Annotated in this window: 2 protein-coding genes; both read left to right on the forward strand. The window is 45.9% G+C overall.

All coding sequences use genetic code 11. From position 1 onward, the window contains the following. Positions 1–613: 613 nt before the first annotated feature. Positions 614–1,984, forward strand: a complete 1,371-nt coding sequence (locus tag MHN01_RS21335) for a cytochrome ubiquinol oxidase subunit I (RefSeq protein ID WP_239413320.1) — start codon at positions 614–616, stop codon at positions 1,982–1,984. An 8-nt stretch (positions 1,985–1,992) separates the two neighbouring features. Further along, positions 1,993–2,991, forward strand: coding sequence for a cytochrome d ubiquinol oxidase subunit II (gene cydB, locus MHN01_RS21340; protein ID WP_239413321.1), 999 nt, complete (start codon positions 1,993–1,995; stop codon positions 2,989–2,991). Positions 2,992–3,308: the final 317 nt, after the last annotated feature.

Below are 3,308 nucleotides of genomic sequence, written 5' to 3' on the forward strand. Positions count from 1 at the left end.
CCTCCGGGTTCAAAGTCCGGCTCCATTTTTTCAAGAGTTCGTTTAAGACTCATAAAGTGTGCCCTCACATCAAATACCAAAATTTAAACGTAAGATGTCGTGCCAGTAATTATCATTACTAGCAAGGGCTGAGTGGTGATTTAATTTATATCTATACGCCTAACTAAGGCTAATGGCAAGAAGAAATATCTGAATGATAAACTCTAAATACAGATTAAATATACTCTATTAAAGTGGTTGGTAATAATGTTGTTAATTATCATTGGTTTGTAATTTTATTGCCAAGTTAAGGAATATATAAATGTCATCATTGATGTACAAATTCAGAGAGGTGGCTTATTCAAACACAATTATTGTGGCTTTATCATTAAGGGCGGTTTATTAATATCCTTGAGTTTTTCATTGTTGTTTGTCAAAGGATGAAGAGGCTAATAATTAGGTGGTTACAAAAATAATAAAACGCCTAATGATAGTTAATAGCGTTAATCGTACTGAAAAAACTCCACAGATGAACCATAATTTAGCTTTGATCGTATTAGCAGAATAGAGCTTTCATGACATGTACTACCTGAACCGGGCACCTTGATACGTTGGTTTGGGCTAAGGAGCAACGATGAATGAACTCGCAGTTGATCTGGCAAGGTTCCAATTCGCATTTACTGTTTCTTTCCATATCATTTTTCCGGCATTCACTATTGGCTTGGCGAGCTACCTAGCTGTGCTGGAAGGTTTGTATCTAAAAACAGGCAAGCACAAATATATCGAGTTGTACCATTACTGGATAAAAATCTTTGCTATCAGCTTTGGGATGGGCGTCGTCAGCGGCATTGTGATGAGTTATCAGTTTGGTACTAACTGGAGTGTCTTTTCAGACAAAACCGGCCCCGTGCTTGGTCCTTTGATGGGGTATGAGGTATTTACAGCTTTCTTTCTTGAGGCTGGTTTTCTCGGTGTGATGTTGTTTGGGATGAACCGTGTCGGGAAAAAGCTGCATTTCCTGTCTACGGTTATTGTCGCATTCGGTACCCTGTTCTCAGCATTCTGGATCCTTTCTGTAAACAGTTGGATGCAGACACCAGCGGGCTATTCGATGAATGAGCTTGGCCAGTTTATCCCTGAAGACTGGTGGGCCGTCGTCTTTAATCCCTCTTTTCCATATCGTCTCGTTCACATGGTGCTGGCGGCATTCTTGACGACGGCTTTTGTTGTCGGAGGGGTAGGAGCCTTTCATTTGCTGCGTTCTCAGAGTAATCACCTGGCGCGAACCATGTTTTCAATGGCAATGTGGATGGCCGCGATAGTCACCCCGATCCAGGTAATCGTGGGGGATCTTCATGGCCTGAATACGCTTGAGCATCAGCCTGCAAAAGTGGCTGCGATGGAAGGGCATTTTGAAACACAAAAAGGGGCACCACTGATCTTGTTTGGGTTACCGAATGAAGAGGAGAAAACCGTTGATTACAAAATCGCGATTCCACATCTCGGTAGCCTGATCCTCACGCATGAGTGGAACGGAGAAGTTAAGGGGCTAGATGCGTTTCCCGAGGATGAACATCCGCCAGTCGGTATCGTTTTTTGGAGCTTCAGGATCATGGTTGGGATCGGGTTTCTGATGCTGGCTGTCGGACTGACCAGCTTGTGGTTGAGGAGAAAAGACGATCTCTTCCACAATGAGTGGTTCCACCGCTGCTGTGTTGTGATGGCCCCGACTGGCTTTGTCGCCATTATCTGTGGCTGGGTGACTACGGAAGTAGGGCGACAGCCATTTACCGTTTATGGGTTACTGAGAACCATCGATTCCATTTCACCCGTTAACGCTGCGGCGGTCAGTGTGTCGCTAGCGGCATTTGTTGTGGTGTACTTCACTGTTTTTGGTGCAGGTTTTTTCTACCTGCTCAGGCTGATGCGTAAATCGCCGACCAAGTATCAGGCGGAGCTGAAAGGCCAATCGGCTGTATCAACCACAACTGACCCAAGGCTATAGGAGGCCATATGGATTACGCATTGATATGGTACATGCTCATTGCTATTGCGGTTTTCGCCTATGTGGCACTTGATGGATTTGATCTCGGTATTGGGATTTTGTTTATTGCTGGCGATTCAACCAAAGAGCGAGATTTGATGATGAATAGTATCGCACCGGTATGGGACGGTAACGAAACCTGGCTGGTGCTTGGCGGGGGCGGTTTATTTGCCGTATTTCCTTTAGCCTATGCGGTGGTAATGCCAGCCTTGTATGCCCCGTTGATCATGATGTTGCTCGGACTCATCTTTAGAGGGGTTGCATTCGAGTACCGTTTCCGGACCCGGCGCGGGCAATTTCTATGGGATAGTTCGTTTTTTATTGGCTCATTGATGGCAACTTTCACTCAGGGCATGATGCTTGGCACCTTATTGCAAGGGATTGAAGTGGCTGACAGGCAGTATAGCGGCGGCTGGTTCGACTGGTTCACCCCCTTCAGCGTTTTTTGTGGGCTGGTAACCATAGCTGCTTACTGTCTGCTTGGTGCCTGCTGGTTATTGATAAAACTGCCGAAACCTTATCAGAGCCGCTATTACTCGACAGCCAAAAGGTGTGCCTTGATTATGGTGGTTATGGTTGGGATCTTGAGCTTGTGGCTGCCTTTAGGAAATAGCGAAATCGCTGATCGCTGGTTCTCATTTCCGCAGGCATTTTTGTTCTTGCTGATCCCGGCAGGGTCTGCCTATCTGGTGTACCTGCTGTTTAAAGATCTGATAGAACATAAACCTATTAAGGCATATCTGGCCAGCCTTGGTCTATTCCTGCTGGCCTCGTTGGGTTTTGGTGTCAGTACCTATCCCTATATTGTCCCGCATAGCCTGACGTATGCCGAGGCTGCTGCGCCTGATACCAGCTTGAAATTTCTGCTTGCCGGCGCGGTCATTTTGTTACCGCTAATAATTGCCTACACGGCGTATTCGTATTGGGTGTTCCGAGGCAAGCTGAATGAAGATGAAGGGTACCATTGATGATCAATCCGTGTTTTAAACGCTGGCTGTGGTTTGTTGCGTTGTGGTTTTGCGGCGTGTTGAGTTTGTCACTGGTCGCGTTACTGATCCGCTGGGCACTAAATGTTACCTAGGACAGTTTTTATCTAGCTAGTTTCGCTAATTAAGGGTCAACAATCCGTGCACCTTGTTGCTTCAAGGTGCACGGAGTTATAACGAAAGGAGAAGTGACTAGTAAGCTAGCTCCCTTTTCATAGGATTACCTTCTGTCTTTGTCGATACGTCTGTTTCTTCCATGATTTCAATCGTATCATCGGGCCTGAAGGGGGGCTGTTGCT

It is taken from the genome of Photobacterium sp. OFAV2-7 (assembly GCF_022347985.1).
Taxonomy (GTDB): Bacteria; Pseudomonadota; Gammaproteobacteria; order Enterobacterales; family Vibrionaceae; genus Photobacterium.

Bases quoted from the DNA above. Each gene is read 5' to 3' on its own strand.
- MHN01_RS21335 (WP_239413320.1), top strand. From the start codon at position 614: ATGAATGAACTCGCAGTTGATCTGGCAAGGTTCCAATTCGCATTTACT.
- cydB (WP_239413321.1), top strand. From the start codon at position 1,993: ATGGATTACGCATTGATATGGTACATGCTCATTGCTATTGCGGTTTTC.